12 protein-coding genes and 3 pseudogenes are annotated in these 13883 nt (G+C 59.4%); 7 read left to right on the top strand and 8 right to left on the bottom strand.

All coding sequences use genetic code 11. The features are described 5' to 3' along the window. Positions 1 to 121: 121 nt before the first annotated feature. A pseudogene (locus tag P6U30_RS09940) lies at positions 122 to 666 on the bottom strand (DUF4142 domain-containing protein). Positions 667 to 1005: 339 nt separating this feature from the next. On the opposite strand from P6U30_RS09940, the gene P6U30_RS09935 reads away from it, so the two are divergent. The 3 genes and pseudogenes from P6U30_RS09935 to P6U30_RS09925 all read left to right on the top strand — a co-directional run. Then, positions 1006 to 1209 carry a CsbD family protein gene (locus P6U30_RS09935; RefSeq protein ID WP_280973365.1) on the top strand — a complete coding sequence of 68 codons (204 nt, stop codon included), beginning with the start codon at positions 1006 to 1008 and terminating at the stop codon, positions 1207 to 1209. A gap of 368 nt (positions 1210 to 1577) precedes the next feature. Next, positions 1578 to 1784 carry a hypothetical protein gene (locus tag P6U30_RS09930; protein WP_280973367.1) on the top strand — a complete coding sequence of 69 codons (207 nt, stop codon included), beginning with the start codon at positions 1578 to 1580 and terminating at the stop codon, positions 1782 to 1784. Positions 1785 to 2015: 231 nt separating this feature from the next. Continuing rightward, positions 2016 to 2153, top strand: a pseudogene (locus P6U30_RS09925) (hypothetical protein); the annotation flags it as partial. Here the strand turns inward: P6U30_RS09925 and P6U30_RS09920 are convergent. The 5 genes from P6U30_RS09920 to bioB form a co-directional block, all read right to left on the bottom strand. Beyond that, entirely contained in the window at positions 2125 to 3471 is a 1347-nt protein-coding gene (locus tag P6U30_RS09920; protein WP_280973368.1) for an adenosylmethionine--8-amino-7-oxononanoate transaminase, read from the bottom strand. The pseudogene P6U30_RS09925 and the gene P6U30_RS09920 sit on opposite strands and share 29 nt — an antisense overlap. Further along, entirely contained in the window at positions 3468 to 4103 is a 636-nt protein-coding gene (bioD, locus tag P6U30_RS09915) for a dethiobiotin synthase (protein WP_280973369.1), read from the bottom strand. Before bioD ends, P6U30_RS09920 begins: the two co-directional genes overlap by 4 nt. 895 nt (positions 4104 to 4998) lie before the next feature. Next, a complete protein-coding gene (locus tag P6U30_RS09910) occupies positions 4999 to 6177 on the bottom strand; it encodes an 8-amino-7-oxononanoate synthase (protein ID WP_407151071.1) in 1179 nt (392 codons plus the stop codon). Positions 6178 to 6264: 87 nt separating this feature from the next. Further along, on the bottom strand, positions 6265 to 6618 hold the full coding sequence (gene panD / locus P6U30_RS09905; protein WP_280980750.1) for an aspartate 1-decarboxylase: 354 nt from the start codon (positions 6616 to 6618) through the stop codon (positions 6265 to 6267). 47 nt (positions 6619 to 6665) lie between these two features. Further along, positions 6666 to 7661: a biotin synthase BioB gene (gene bioB / locus P6U30_RS09900; RefSeq protein WP_407169075.1), complete on the bottom strand. Its 996-nt coding sequence runs from the start codon at positions 7659 to 7661 to the stop codon at positions 6666 to 6668. 123 nt (positions 7662 to 7784) lie between these two features. Here bioB and P6U30_RS09895 point away from each other — a divergent pair, with 123 nt between their 5' ends. The 4 genes from P6U30_RS09895 (at position 7785) to P6U30_RS09880 (ending at position 11029) form a co-directional block, all read left to right on the top strand. Beyond that, a complete protein-coding gene (locus P6U30_RS09895) occupies positions 7785 to 8417 on the top strand; it encodes a GntR family transcriptional regulator (protein WP_407151069.1) in 633 nt (210 codons plus the stop codon). A 166-nt stretch (positions 8418 to 8583) separates the two neighbouring features. Next, positions 8584 to 8901: a Dabb family protein gene (locus tag P6U30_RS09890; RefSeq protein ID WP_280973376.1), complete on the top strand. Its 318-nt coding sequence runs from the start codon at positions 8584 to 8586 to the stop codon at positions 8899 to 8901. Positions 8902 to 9724: 823 nt separating this feature from the next. Next, positions 9725 to 9961, top strand: a complete 237-nt coding sequence (locus tag P6U30_RS09885) for a chorismate-binding protein (RefSeq protein ID WP_348637525.1) — start codon at positions 9725 to 9727, stop codon at positions 9959 to 9961. A 450-nt stretch (positions 9962 to 10411) separates the two neighbouring features. Then, positions 10412 to 11029: an aminodeoxychorismate/anthranilate synthase component II gene (locus P6U30_RS09880; RefSeq protein WP_280984935.1), complete on the top strand. Its 618-nt coding sequence runs from the start codon at positions 10412 to 10414 to the stop codon at positions 11027 to 11029. Positions 11030 to 11224: 195 nt separating this feature from the next. On the opposite strand, the pseudogene P6U30_RS09875 reads toward P6U30_RS09880, so the two are convergent. Both P6U30_RS09875 and P6U30_RS09870 read right to left on the bottom strand, forming a co-directional pair. After that, a pseudogene (locus P6U30_RS09875) lies at positions 11225 to 11698 on the bottom strand (IS630 family transposase); the annotation flags it as partial. Between the two features lie 252 nt (positions 11699 to 11950). Continuing rightward, complete coding sequence (locus tag P6U30_RS09870; RefSeq protein WP_407169074.1) at positions 11951 to 13315, bottom strand: hypothetical protein; 1365 nt, start codon at positions 13313 to 13315, stop codon at positions 11951 to 11953. Between the last annotated feature and the right edge of the window lie 568 nt (positions 13316 to 13883).

Genomic DNA, 13883 nt, shown 5'->3' with positions numbered 1-13883 from the left:
GGTCCTCGAACGATCGCCGCTTACGTCGTCGTCATTCGTCTTTGCGTCCGATCGCTCAGGTCGCAGGTCGTATGCGCGAAACGACTTCAGACCATAGTCGCGAGGGCCAGAAATGACACCGTCACTTCCGGCTCTTGTCCATGTCCTGTGCCAACTCCAGATGGCGCTGGCAGAGTCTTGCCGGCCCAGTCTTTCAATTTCGGATCGTCACCGCCCTTGGAATAGCGCTCAAACAGGGAGACCGCGTCCTTGTGCGCACTAACCCGCGCCGGATCGTATTCGCTGGCGAAGTCGTCCGGCTTTGCGTTGCGCGGCCGATCCAGCTTCTTTTCCGAGCTGTCATCCAGGCCTGTCGGCAACGCGGATTTCATCTCACCATTGACGAGCTGTTTCAGCTCCCGGCTCATCTTGGTGTGATCGGTGATCATTTGTTCGGCGAACTTCTTCTCCGTTGGATTGCCCTTCTGCTGGGCGACCTTCGCTGCCTCGATCTCCAGAATGTCGCTCATAGCGGCTTCCTTGATGAACTCCTCGCTTGATGAAATCCTCGGTCTTCGGCGCAACACCGAGGACGGAGTTGACGCCGGCCCTTTCACCGACCGACTGCGCCAGCGCAGTCGAGGTCAGCAGGCCGACGACGGCCATTGCCAAAACGGTTCGCTTCATCGGGTGCCTTCTTATGCAGCCCAGTTATGCAGCCCAGGCTTTGAGCGCGGTGATGGCAAGCTTTGTAAGTGCGTCACGCCAAGCCCGGCAGCGCCGCTTATATCTTATCTGCTTTCGGCCTCGTAGATGTCGAGGAAGGGGGCGCTGAGAGCTTGCTACGACATAAGGTTGCTCCGCGGGTTGGACGTAAGCTTGTGCTGCTCCAACCCGTGCGGAGCAGCCACGTTCCTATTTTCGCGGTTCGCGAGCCCAGACGTGCGAATTCCCGGTGCGACGTCGGCGCGGAACGAAGCGCTCATAAGTCGGTTGGTCGGTTTTGGCCGTTCAAGGAGAGCTGCGATGGACTGGAATCGAGTCGAGGGAAATTGGAAACAGGTGAAAGGCAAGGTCAAGGAGCAGTGGGGCAAGCTGACGGACGACGATCTCGATATGATTGCAGGCAGGCAGGACCAACTCGAAGGGCTCCTGCAGGAGCGTTATGGCTACGCAAAGGATCAGGCCCGCAAAGAGGTGAGCGATTGGTACGATCGCCAGACGTGGTGACCGGGTTGATCCGGCCTGATCATTCGCGACGCACGCGGCGGACGACGCCACGGTCTGCTCGGACGTATTGCCAGATGCCCGCTGCCGCTTCCAGCAGCAGCAGTGCCATGCCGATCACGGTTCGACCGACGAAAGCCGATATCGCGATTGCATGCGACGGTCTCGCGAAGGACGACGCGACCGAGCGTGTGACCTCGATTATGACGTGGGCGGCTGACTCCGATTGACCTAAGGCGAGGTCCTGCCGAGATATCCGGACTTATCCATTCCGTAGATGGACCCAATCAAGAGAATCAATTTTACCACTTGCGCTGCGGTCATATAGACGTGGTGGACGGCTGGGGCCAACCTAGGGAAGCGACTCTAGAATGAAAAAATTCGTCATTGTGACTGCGAGCGCCCTCGCGCTTGGAACGGCGGCGGTGCCGACCTTTGTTGCTGAGGTTTCCGCCCAACCGGTCACCACCAAGGTGCAGGTAGCCGATACGTCATATCCTCAATGCGCGGACAACCCGTTGGACGGCATCTGCGACTTATTTTTTTGTTTGACCGATCCGTCATGTGTGCAGCACTAACGACGGAAGACAAACCAACATAGAACGAGGATATGAGCTGTCGGCGATCCCCAATGCGCCTGTCGAGGCATTGGCTGCGCAGCACGCCGACCTCAATCTCCACCATGTTCAGCCAGCTGGCATGCTTCGAGCCTCCACCTCGCTCAGATTAATCCGCTGCCGTAGGCCGAAGCTGTTCGCTCATTGGACGATGTTGAGTTCTGCTTCGTTACTTGTTGAGAGCCGTATGACGTGAGAGCGTCACTACGGTTCGGAGAGCGGCTCCGGGTGCAACTCCCGGAGCCGACGCACCATGACCGGGGAGCATACCTGGTTACCAAAAGCCTCGAGACAGGAAAGTTCATCTGGCCATCGGTCGCCGCTGAATCGGTAACGATCTCTCCGGCGCAGTTGAGCTATCTGTTGCCCGGGATCGATTGGCGCAAGCCAGCGCATCGGCAGCATCCCTGATGGCCGCGTATATCTCGTCGAGGTCCGTCTTTGTGATGCAGTATGGCGGCATCACGTAGATCGTATTGCCGAGCGGCCGCAACAGCAGGTTTCGCCCCTTGAAGAAAGCCTGAAGCTTTGGACCGATGTCGGCGAGATAGCCAGCGTCGCCGGTTTTGAGATCGAGTGCGGTAATGGTGCCCGTACGACGGATGCCTTCAAAGCGCGGGTCGAGGCGGAATGGCTCGATTGCCTCCTCTTGCATCGTCGCCAGCGCCGCCACCCGCCGGCGCGCTTCCCTATCTTGCCATAGATCCAGATTGGCCTTAGCGGCAGCACAGGCCAGAGGATTTGCGGTATATGAGCTCGAGTGAAAGAACGTACGCGTACGGTCTTTCGAATAATGCGCATCAAAAATATCGCCGCGGCAGAGTGTGACCGCGAGTGGAAGCGCACCACCAGTAATGCCCTTTGAATAGCAGACGATATCAGGCGTGATGTTCGCCTGCTGGCAGGCGAACAGCGAGCCGGTGCGGCCCCAGCCCGTCATGACCTCGTCAGCAATGAACAGAACCCCTGATGCCTCGCAGATCCGCTTCATCTCTTTGAGCACCCAGGCGGGGTACATCAGCATCCCGCCTGCCCCCAATATGAGAGGCTCGACAATGAACGCTGCGGGCATCTCATTTCGACATGCGGACTCGAGCGCGTCGAGCGTTGCCTGTTCACGGCCTCTTACCGGGAACGGAACCGAAGTGACGTCGAACAGCACAGGCTCGTAGGGCGCGTTGAATACGCCGCGGCTCCCTACCGACATCGCCCCAACCGTATCGCCGTGATAGGAATGCTGCATCACGACGATGCGTGTTCGCTGTTTGCCTATATTGTGCCAGTAGCCGAGCGCCATCTTTAACGCGACTTCCACGCTGGCTGAGCCACTGTCGGAGAAGAAGACATGGTCAAGACCGGGCGGCGTGACCTTTAGCAGCAGCGCTGCAACCTCCTCGGCCGGATCATGAGTATACCCGGCAAAGATAATTTGGTTGAGCTTGCCGGCCTGCTCCTGGATCGCGCCGACGATATGCGGATGGCAATGGCCATGGGTTACAACCCACCAGGAGGAGATTGCATCAATGATGCGGCGCCCGTCCGCGGTGTGGAGATAAGCCCCATCACCACGTACGATCCTTGTCATCTCGTCCTGAAGCGCGTGTTGCGTGAATGGATGCCAGATCGGCGACCGCTTCCTTGGCATCATGGCGCGAAATCATCTCGACGGAATGAGGCGTTGAACGCAGCCTGCAGTGTGTCTGGCGACAGGGGAGCGATCCAGGGCAAGCGTCCTAACCAACGCACCCGGCCAATTTCGCAAATCGCCCTCACAGCTTCCGAGTTCTTCTCGCCAATGAAGGCTATTCCGAGAATGTCGATTTGACGCTTTCGCAGAGCCTCGATGGAGAGCAACGAGTGATTAATCGTTCCTAACGCGGTGCTCGCGCAGATCACGACTGGAAGCCGCCATCGCTCGAAAATGTCAATGTAAAGTGTACCGCTACTCAGCGGTACCATCAGCCCGCCGGCGCCCTCGATCACGAGCGGCCGCCCTCCGGCGTCCGGCACATCGAGCGTGTCCGTGTTGATGCGAACTTCGTCGATCTCCGCAGAAAGGTGCGGTGAAGCGGGCGTGCGCAGGCGGTAGAGCTCCGTCACGATGCGATCGGACGCAAGGCCGCCAAGCCGCGCGACGACCTCGGCATCGGTCTCTCCTTCAAGACCAGCCTGAATTGGCTTCCAATAGGTCGCATCAAGAAGATTGGCGAGGCCCGCGCAGAAGACCGTCTTTCCAATCCCGGTATCTGTGCCAGTCACCACGATTTGCTGCTGCCTCATCGGCGATCACCTCCTGTCTCCTCGACCCGAGCGGTCGAGCATTGTACTCACGTCGTCCTCCGGGCATTCAGCGCCCGTGAAATTCGCGAACGGATGCCACTTTGCAGGAGCTGTCACTGCCTCGTGGAGGATCGGGGGCCGGTCCAGGGTGATCAGCGCCAGCGCAGAACCGAGCAAACGGCGCTCGGCGCGCTTATAACGGCGTTCCGGATCGCCTCATTTCAACAGTGGCCGCGCAATCGTCATGCAAGGGGCCCATCGCCTTCGCTCCATCCTTGAACCAGAGGATCTTGCTCGAATGCCAACAGACGGGTTAAACGCATAGAAGGTCAAGGCACGGCGCATCGCGGCCGCTCTCATGAGTTGAATTTCAAGCGTTGTGACAGGTTGAGATTGCCGTCGGCAGGCAAACATTGTCCGGATCGGACGAATGCGCATGCGCGCTGCAGGATGTCTCCTAATTGACGCAGAACGGTACGCTTTGAACGGCGGTGACGTGTTGGGTGGTCGAGTTCATTTCGTCCAGCGCCGTCGAAAAGAGCTGCATCATCAACCTGGAGACTATTCACTGACACATCCGGCTCGGCCGTTCAAAGCGAATGGTGCGGACAGCGCCAGCGTCGGTAACTTGTCTAACACACGAGCGCCGGTCTTCGGTGTCCGGCCACATCGAGCAACGTCCGTGTCGTTCGCGAACGCCCGCAAAATTGCCAGGATAATTGAGCGAGGCAGGCATTCGAAGACCATAAAATTCGGCCAAGATTCGACCGGGTGCCCGATTGTCCGGCGGCCCGGAAAGTTCGATCTCGATCTCATCATCGGGCTCGGCCAGCATCGGCCTCTTGATAGCTCGCGACCAAAAGATGCCGACACAAGAAGCCGTTTGTCCGATCCTTCACCTGTCACCATGACCCCGACCTGATAACGCGTCATCTCTCGTCTCCTCGAATAGAGCATCGAGCATTGAACGCACGTCATCCTGCCCCGCATTGAGTGTCAGCGAAATGCGTAAACGGGCTGTTCCTGCCGGCACGGTTGGTGGCCGGATTGCGCGGACGTCGAAGCCGCGAGCCTGTAGCGCAGAGGCAAGATTCATTGCACCTGCGTTGTTGCCAACGATGTATGGCACGATCTGCGAGATCGATGAACTTTCCCAACCGCGCACAGCCAACTGTCGATGAGTGAACGCGACCAGCTCGGCCAGGCGTTGCTGACGCTCGGGCTCCTCCTGCAGGATCAAGAGTGCCTCGCGTACGGCGACGGCCATCAGCGGTGAGGGCGCGGTGGCGAAAATGAACGGACGGCAGCGATTGACCATGAAGTCGCGCAGCACACCGGAGGCGGTAACAAGCGCTCCGGCAGCACCGAGCGCCTTGCCGCAGGTGTGGACGACCAGGAGATTTTCGAGCGTCCCGTAAGGCGCGGTGAGCCCTCGTCCCTGCTCGCCGTAGACGCCCGTCGCATGAGCCTCGTCCACCATCAGGAATGCGTCGTACCGGTCTGCGAGCGCGACCAGGTCTTCCAGCGGAGCGAAATCGCCGTCCATGCTGTAGAGGCTTTCGACCACAATCCATACGCGGCCTGTTCCGCCTTTCGCACGCCAATCGCGTATCGCGTTTTCGACCGATTCAGGGTCGTTGTGAGCGCTTATGCGGAAATCGGCCCGCGCTGCCCGCGCGCCCTCATGAATACTCGCGTGCACAAGGGAATCGAGAACGAGCAAATCGCCTCGTTGCGGCAACGTCGTCAAGACGGCAAAATTTGCAACGTAACCGCCGCCAAAGAACAGCGCAGTCTCTGCGCCGAAGAACTGCGCTGCTTCGGCCTCAAGTCTTTCGTGCTCCTCGCAATTGCCGCGCAGCAGCCGCGACCCGCCGGCTCCGATCGGCGTGCCGGTCTCGAGAGCAGCCAGGACGGCCTTTTTCATGCTCGGCGCGCTCGCGAGCGCAAGATAATCGTTCGACGCAAAATCGATGCCCGCGCGCGGTTTGAGGCCGCGCAACCGATCGTCTTCTTTTAAGGCGCGCAGGGCCGCGACATAGTCGGTCACCTTCGCGGCGTGGATCGAGTTCATCGTTGACTTCCTAACGTCGTCAGCTGGCCATATACGTCTCAATTGGCAGACGAAGACCAAGCGGTCCCAACATTGGCCTCGTTCATTTCAGCCCCGCAGAATACGATTTTCTCGATCAACCAGCACAACGCGAGGCTTGAACTCCTTGGCTTCCGCCTTCTCGAAAGAGGCATATGCAACGATGATCACCTTGTCGCCAGTCATCGCCAGCCGCGCGGCTGCACCGTTCAGACCTATGGTGCCCGATCCTTCCGGCGCCTCAATGACGTAGGTGGCGAACCGTGCTCCGGTTTCGATGTTGTAGATTTCGACGCGCTCGTTGACCAAAAATCCCGCCGCATCCAATAGCGCGCGATCGATCGATATCGAGCCCTCATAGTGCAGATCGGCCTGCGTGACCGAGGCGCGATGGATTTTGCCTTTCATCAACGTGACTTGCATGGCTCACCTTTGCTGGAGTTTGCGCGCAATGCGCTCACTGCTCTGTTTCACTTGGCTGAGGACTTGATGCCGAGCCGACCGAGCAAGTTTGCATCGCAATCGGCTTGCGGGTTTTTGGTGGTCAGAAGTACGTCACCAATGAAGATCGAATTCGCGCCAGCCAAAAAACACAGCGCCTGGGCCTCGTCGGTCATGTATTGTCGTCCGGCGGAGAGCCGCACCACGCTCTTTGGCATCATGATCCTGGCGGTTGCAACCAGCCGCGCAAATGCGATCGGATCGGGACGCTCCGCGGTGTCGTTCACTGGCACGCCCTTGACTTCGTTCCACAGATTGATCGGCACGCTTTCCGGGTGCTTTTCGAGATTGGCGAGCATGACGAGCATGCCCAGTCGGTCCGCGGTGCACTCGCCCATCCCGACAATGCCGCCGCTGCACAGCTTGAGACCGGCCCTGCGGGCATGTCCAAGCGTGTCGATGCGGTCCTGCAGGGCGCGGGTCGAGATGATCTTGCCGTAGAATTCGGCTGAAGTGTCGACGTTATGATTGTAGAAGTCGAGCCCGGCGTTGGCGAGTTGTGTCGCTTGCTTGAATGTCAGCATACCAAGTGTGGCACAGGTTTCCATGCCAAGATCTTTAACCGCACTCACCATGTCGCAGACAGTATCGAGATCGCGGCCTTTCGGACTGCGCCAGGCTGCGGCCATGCAGAAGCGGGCGGCGCCAGCAGCCTTGGCGCGCTGCGCGGCGGCAACCACATTTGCGCGATCCATCAGGCGCGTGGCTTTCAGGCCCGTTTCGTAATGTGCGCTCTGCGAGCAGTAGCCGCAGTCCTCCGGACAGCCGCCGGTCTTGATGCTGAGCAGGCTTGCCGTTTCGATGTGGTTTGGATCGAAGTTCTCGCGATGGACGCACTGCGCCTGAAACATCAGGTCGGAAAACGGCAGGTCATGGAGCGCTGCGGCCTCCGCTAGTTCCCAATCACTTCGGATCGATGCGCGGCTCGCGCCATCGTTCCGCTCGCCCTCCACAGCCGCGTCCATCTTGATTTTCCCACCTTCGACGGATCATAGATAATAACCGATATTATCTATGATGTGATTGATTACGGGATGCTAACCTAGGCCAGATGCGAATGCATTCGTTTTTATGATAGATAATCTATGATGAACGGAGAGAACGCAACCATGACTGGCCGCATTGCGCAAGCAATCGGCGAGCGCATCATCAACGGCGCGCTGCAGCCAGACGCCCCGCTCCGGCAGGATCACATCGCGCGGGAATTCAACTCAAGCCACGTTCCGGTGCGCGAGGCCTTTCGACAATTGGAGGCGCAGTACCTTGTCGTAGCTCAGCCTCGTCGCGGGGTCCGGGTTGCGCCACTCGACACCAATTCAGTGAGGGAAATCGCTGAGATGCGCGCCGCGCTCGAAGTGGTCGCGTTGCGCAATGCGGCCCCAAAGCTCACGTCTCACCATTTGGCACGCATCGAGCTCGCTCTGATCGAGGGGGAAAATGCGCAGACCATTCAGGAATTTGAGGCTACCAACCGCGCCTTTCATCAGGCCCTCGTCGCGCCCTGCGCGATGCCCCGCCTGCTCGCCAGTCTCGACGGACTGCAGCTTGCAAATTCTCGATTGGTGTTCGCGATGGCCCGCACGAGCGGCTGGCGACCGCGGCCCAGTCAGGATCACCGCCTAATTCTGCAAGCGCTGCGAGCGCGCAATATCGATCAAGCCTGCCGCCTGCTCGCGCGTCACATTCAAACGATTGAGCGCCTTGCCCTTCCGGCCTCCTGACGAAATAAGGTCGTTGCAAGTACCAAGGCAGACTGCGGGCAACATCGCTAGCGCCAAGCCCTTGAGCGGTCTAGCGCGGTCCCTATGGCTGCGGCCATTGCGGCGGCCCGGCTCTCAAGATAGTTATGCGGCCTCCTTGCGGCATCACTCCTCCTTTAGGGCTTCCATGATTCGTCACATCGTCTTGTTCTCCGCGAAGGATAGGGCCCATATCGAGCAAATCATCGAAGGCCTATCGCTTCTCACTACAATCCCACATGCGCGCCGGCTTGAGGTTGCACGTAACCGCAAGAGCGATGCCCTCGGCAACGATATCGATGTCGTGGTTTACGGTGAGTTCGACAACGAGACGGAACTCGCGGCCTACAAAGCGCATCATCTGTACCAGGAATCAATCAGGCGGGTGCGACCACTCCGTGAGCTGCGGTTTGCCGCGGACTACGATGTATCGACCAATGCGCGCCCGGCTTCGACGCCGACATGAGCTAAGTGACTGCACGCATCGGTCCGCTGGCAGTCAGCCGGGTCCACCGGCGGGAATAGTTTGAAACCGGTCTCGATGGCTTGCAAGTCGCGGACGATGGTCACCGTCGCGCAAGACCACCCAATGGGAGACCTCTCGCAGCGCTCCACTCGTTGGTCATTGACGGCAACTGCGGTGAATCGAGCCTGCCGCAGCAATGCGACGTCTCGAGCAATCGCCTGATCTTGCGTTTCTCGATAGCGCAGCAAGGCATGAGCTGCTCGGCGGCTACTCATATCCGGCCTGCAAGCCGTTCTGAACCTACATGGTTGCGGACGGAGGGCGGTTGCAACGGAGATGCTATCGAGGACGATTCATGGAGAGTTCTTTGCTCGCCAAGTATCCGTAAGAGCATTGACCGATTTGCTTCTGTTCCAGAGATGCCTGCAGGCTTTTTTGCCTGTCATCTGAACAGGACGTCAGAACGACTTGCCGATCCCGGCAATCGCCCGTCAGCGCTTGTCTCAATCAATCCTGCGCATCTATGGGCTGGTCGTCAGCTTCGAGGCCATCATGATTGCGCAGGATTGTTTCCGCCGGACGGCCCGAACAGGACGCTGCACGGCGGAGCCAGCGTTGGCGTAGTCGCGCCGACGGCAGCTCGCCCCGCTAGCCCGAGCTCGCCGCAGAATTGGGGCTCCAGCTCAACCGACCCGTGGCATTCGAACTTTCAGCCGGCAAAACTAATTGCAGCGTTCCAACACGTCGTCGACCTCGATTCTGGCAGGCGACGTCTTCCAGGTGAACGCTGGGCAGCACTCTTTGCGCACAGCTGTCGACCTCATTGGATCAGCTTGCCTTCTACTGCGGGCTGCGGTCGTCGAATCCAGCGCGCTTTGCAGCGCTGCTGGGCCAGGGCAAGCTGACAATTGCATCGCCGGAACGATTCCTGAGACTCGACGGACGACGCATGGAAGCGCGCTCCGTCAAGGGCACGATCGCACATTCTGGAACTCCAAGGCAAACCGACGCCGTGCTAAAATCCCGCTTCCGTCCGAAAAGGACAGTGGCCGATCGTTGACCCGCTGCGCAACGATCTATCCGCCGTTACACTGGCGGCGGTTGATGGAAGTTCCTTGCGCTGTGCCACCTCGAATCCTGTGCGTCGGCGAACCACTTCGGCTCGATGGTCAGGCGCCGCACTGCAGCAGACCAAGACGCAGAGTGCTCTGAGCTTCGCTTCCGGACAGTTCCGCGAACTGGAGCGTCAACGATGCGATTGATGGGAATCATTGCGGATATCGAACGAGCGGCGCGAGACGTATATTGCGGCATGATCGGCTTCACGGGTTGAATGGGCTCATGGGTAGGAACATTGCGATCCGCAGTATGATGATCGACAATGACCTGGCCGCGCTGCATGCACGCCGCGGGATAATGGCGATGCCTGGTCGGGAGGCCGAATATGAAGAGGCGCTCGCAAAGGCACAGCGAATCGTTGACGCTTTCGCGTCTCAACATTTGGTGCATTTTGATCGTCATCATCGATAACTACGACTCCTTCGTCTTCAATATTGCCCGCCATGTCCGTAAGCTCGGGGAAGAGGCGCAAGTGATCCGAAATGACGCGGTCACCGTCGGCGACGTCCTCGGCCTCAAGCCACAGGCAGTCGTCATCTCGCCCGGTCCCCGCACGCCTATGGAGGCTGGGATATCCACCGCCGTGGTCCGCGAGCTCTCCGGTCGCGTCCCAATTCTCGGGATCTGCCTCGGGCACCAGTGCGTTGGAAGCGCTTTCGGCGGGCGCGTGGCGCGCGCGCGTCGCCCCATGCATGGCCGGCCCTCGTGCATAACCCATGACGGCCGGGGGCTGTTTAAGGGATTACAGTCTCCGCTTTGCGTCGGGCGCTACCATTCTCTGATCGTCGAACTCACTGAGCCATGCGCGCAGGATCTCATGGTGACAGCCCGTTCAGCTGAAGGTGAGATCATGGCTTTGGCCCATCGCCATCAACCAACCTATGGCGTACAGTTTCATCCGGAATCGATACTGACCCAAGGAGGAGACGAGCTCCTTGCGAACTTCCTGCAATTGGCAAGAACTTTCGGCAGCGCGACAGTCGAAAAGGTCACGCCAGCCCAAACCTGAGAAACCAGACCGGGAGATGCTGTATGGCGCGACAATCAATCAGGATGAGAGCGAAGTCTCACTCTGTTCGCCACCGCGCAATGCTGATCGCTTAATGCGCGCTGAGCTGTGGTTAATCGCGTGTGCGAGACAGGCGCAGCACGTATCGGGGATACGCGCGCGACGGGGCGGGGATCACGCGTCTAGTACACGGAATCAGAGCTGAGTGATACGGCGTCCTTTGAAACGGCGTTGATGGACCTTTTTCTTGGTCCAGACGAAGGGTTCGTATCTGTCGTTCTACGCGTTGACGTAGGCATCGATGTGATCCTGCAGCTGCTTGAGGCTTGCGAAGGAGGTGTCGCTGAGCGACTGCCCCTGCAAGATCGAAAACCACACCTCGACCTGATTGAACCAGGACACTCTTGTCGCCGTGAAATGTAATTGCACGTTGGGTGGGCCTTGCCAGTCCTCGCTCTTCTTGTGGGTGTTGAGGTTGTCGAGGATGACGTGAAGCTTCCGGTTCGGAAAAGCCGCGGTGAGGCTGTTCATGAAATCGAGAAATTCGACGCGGCGCCGGCGTTTTGAATGCGTCGCGATGATCTTTCCGGTGGCGACTTCGAGCGCGGCGATTAATGTTGTCGTGCCATGCCGCTTGTAATCGTGGCTCTGGTCGGTCAAGGCGTGGCCAAGAACGCGTTAGGTTTTCTTCGCAGCTTTGGCCATTGGCTCTTCCCAAACAATAAAGGGACGATGGCTTTCGGCTCAACGAGGAGTCGCTGAGCGATGTTGCGCGCAAGTTCATCGGGACGGGCAGCGCTCATTTGCACCGCCCGCCCCATTGCCAAGGTCGCAGAGTCGCTGGAGCAAGCTGCCGTCCAATAACAACCCCGCTATCAGAGCTATCTGGACGGGCTCCTAGTGTCGAGTGTTCCTCGGCGTCTACATTCGTGGATAATGGATGAGCCGAACGTCGTTGGGCCCTCCCGGACCCAAGAGGGCGGTATAGCGCTCGCCGCGAATGTCATATTGTTTTTCCGGCTGCGCCGCGTCCGGCAGGAGGCCCCAGCGGCCGAGCTTCGAAATCATCGTGGGCGGGGCGGGTTGGGTGCCGTGCGAAAAGCCCTCGGGAACGGCCCATGATGCTGCATAAATCTCGCGGACCGCGGGGGACGTCCTCTCAGCCCTGGAGGACGCCGGGGCGGCTTGCTCCGTCGACCGTCCAAGCCGCGCTGGCGAGGCCGGATTCGCCGGCCGCGCGCTAGGCTGCGGAACGCTTTCCAATCGAGATCCGCGACGAATGGCAGCGCCTGGCGGATTGAGTGGGGCGCTTCGCCTCATCGCCGCCGCGGGCACGAACAGCGCGGTGTAGCGGTCAGTGTGAACCAGGAAACTGTTGGGTCGGCTGTCCTGGCTCGGCGGAATGCTGCTACCGTCAGGCGCAGCCAACACGTGCTGGTCGCCTTGCCGGAAGTTGAAGGGACGAACGACGGCTCCTGAATCCAGGGTCTGCTGATGGCGCGCGGTTGGCTCGAGAGACGATGATGGGCCGACGTCTTCCACCATCGCCCACAGCTGATCCTGATCGTAACCTTCCTCAGGAAGGACCAATGGCGAATCGACCGCTGGCCCGAAAGGCGACGGTGCGCCTGCGCTTTCCATCAGCACACGAGCTATTGAATTGCCCGGCTCGCTCAGCTGGCGCTCAATAGCATCCAGTTCCGCATGGCCTAGCGTCCTCTGCCTCTTCGCAGGACACAACTGCCGGCTGTAATCCTCACCCACGCGAGCCGCGTGACTTGAAAGGGGGAGGCTCCCGGTCAGCTCGTTGTGAGCCGGCTGGGAACCGTAGCTCCAGTTGGAGTGACGAACGGCTTCTCCGGGATCCGGTGTTTGGTGATCGCGCGCGGCTGGCTTGAGAGACGATTCGCCCGTTATAGCTCGCGGCGGATCCTGATCGTGACCTTCGGCAGTCATCTCCTTAGGCCAGTTCAAAGCTTCACGCGACGCGCTGCGCTGAGAAGCGGCGTCCCCAACGCGTCTAGTGACTGCGTCCGGGGGATGAGGACCGCGTGCAGTATGGTCCCCAAGTTCCGACGCCTCGGTGAATCTATGGTCTTCATCAGACAGATGAGGATTGTAGCGATCTGGAGAAACGGGAATCCCGTCGACGGCAGTGGTATCAAGCTGCGGCACTTCATCCAAGTACGGCTCAAACTCCGCTTGCTGCTGTTGCGGTTGTGGCACCGCGGCGTTGTAAGCAGCAAAGTCTCGGTCGAATGGGTTGATGCTGTTAAACGGGTCCATGTCCCCTCTCGGTTTGAGTCGGTTCGCAATCCTGAGCAGATAGGGTCGCTCTCTGGTTCTCGCTCTATCGGGATTAGCTGTCGACAAGCTGACGCGCTTAAGTGAGCCAAGTTGGCCAGTCCGACGCGCCTGCCGGATTGCCTATTTAAGGAAACACTGACCGGTTAAGTCGGAGCCGGCACGAGCAGCTTCTATTGGTGGAATACCAGCATGGGGCCTGCAAGATCGTCCCAAAATAAAGGGTACTGGGAAGCGTTCTGGACGATGCGGTCCCGATGGCGGCCAACTGAGACGGACCTCTTCGTTGAAGGCATGCCGGCCGCTTGGTTGGGCTAGGCCGGTGCCCACCGGTTAGGCTCGCTCCTGCTGGAAGTAGCTGGGGAACACAAAGCGCTGGAGCAGATGCTCGGCAGATTATGTGCCGATTGCGCGCAGCATTCTTCGCTTCCGTCACTTCTCTGCCGCGATACTTTGCTAGCTGTGGCTTCGTTCCGAGGCTCTGCGCGACTTCCAGCCCGTAAAAAGGATGGGGCAGCACGGCTGCGAGCACACTCCCAGCGGCTGCTAA

This window comes from Bradyrhizobium sp. ORS 111 (assembly GCF_045571485.1).
GTDB lineage: Bacteria > Pseudomonadota > Alphaproteobacteria > Rhizobiales > Xanthobacteraceae > Bradyrhizobium.
The sequence above is the reverse complement of the archived record's forward strand: the minus strand, read 5'-3'. Positions and strand labels throughout refer to the sequence as shown.

Bases quoted from the DNA above. Each gene is read 5' to 3' on its own strand.
- panD (WP_280980750.1), bottom strand. From the start codon at position 6,618: ATGCAAGTCACGTTGATGAAAGGCAAAATCCATCGCGCCTCGGTCACG.
- P6U30_RS09895 (WP_407151069.1), top strand. From the start codon at position 7,785: ATGAACGGAGAGAACGCAACCATGACTGGCCGCATTGCGCAAGCAATC.
- P6U30_RS09910 (WP_407151071.1), bottom strand. From the start codon at position 6,177: ATGAACTCGATCCACGCCGCGAAGGTGACCGACTATGTCGCGGCCCTG.
- P6U30_RS09920 (WP_280973368.1), bottom strand. From the start codon at position 3,471: ATGATGCCAAGGAAGCGGTCGCCGATCTGGCATCCATTCACGCAACAC.
- P6U30_RS09935 (WP_280973365.1), top strand. From the start codon at position 1,006: ATGGACTGGAATCGAGTCGAGGGAAATTGGAAACAGGTGAAAGGCAAG.
- P6U30_RS09930 (WP_280973367.1), top strand. From the start codon at position 1,578: ATGAAAAAATTCGTCATTGTGACTGCGAGCGCCCTCGCGCTTGGAACG.
- P6U30_RS09890 (WP_280973376.1), top strand. From the start codon at position 8,584: ATGATTCGTCACATCGTCTTGTTCTCCGCGAAGGATAGGGCCCATATC.
- bioB (WP_407169075.1), bottom strand. From the start codon at position 7,661: ATGGACGCGGCTGTGGAGGGCGAGCGGAACGATGGCGCGAGCCGCGCA.
- bioD (WP_280973369.1), bottom strand. From the start codon at position 4,103: ATGAGGCAGCAGCAAATCGTGGTGACTGGCACAGATACCGGGATTGGA.
- P6U30_RS09870 (WP_407169074.1), bottom strand. From the start codon at position 13,315: ATGGACCCGTTTAACAGCATCAACCCATTCGACCGAGACTTTGCTGCT.